This is a genomic window from Pseudoalteromonas lipolytica, assembly GCF_001306915.1.
In the GTDB taxonomy this organism is placed as follows: Bacteria; Pseudomonadota; Gammaproteobacteria; order Enterobacterales; family Alteromonadaceae; genus Pseudoalteromonas; species Pseudoalteromonas simplex.
On sequence record NZ_LJTC01000067.1, the window covers coordinates 1 to 510 of the forward strand.

Consider the following 510-nt stretch of genomic DNA (forward strand, 5'->3'; position numbering starts at 1 on the left):
CCGATGCCAATGGTGATTGGTCACTGACAGGGTTAACCGTGCCGTTAGCGAACCTAGCGTCGATAACAGCCAGTGCATCGGATGCTGCAGGCAATGTACGTACTATCAGTTCAAGTGACTTTGATGGTACACCACCGACACTCACCGTTAATGTGGATGCAATAGGAAATGACAATACGCCGCTCATCAGTGGTACCAGTGATGCAGGTGAAGGTGCACAAGTGACCGTGGTCGTCACCGATGCCAATGGTGATAGCAGCACCCTGACAGCGACAGTGGATGCCAGCGGTAATTGGTCAGTGAGTCCAACAACGGTCTTAGCTGATGGTCAATTTACTGTTGACGCCAGTGTGCGTGATGGGGTGGGGAACCTTACAGAAGAAACGGTGACTGGGGTCATTGATACCGTTGCACCAAGCTTAACCTTAACGGGCGTTGGGGCGGGCAGTGATGTGACGCCTGAGTTCACAGGACGCAGTAATGAAATTGGTGGCACGGTGACGGTAACGG

The 510-nt window shown here is 52.7% G+C and carries 1 protein-coding gene; it reads left to right on the forward strand.

Annotation, left to right across the window (positions count from 1 at the left end):
* A partial coding sequence (locus AOG27_RS21550) for an Ig-like domain-containing protein (protein ID WP_235523730.1) occupies nucleotides 1-510 on the forward strand: 510 nt, incomplete at both ends.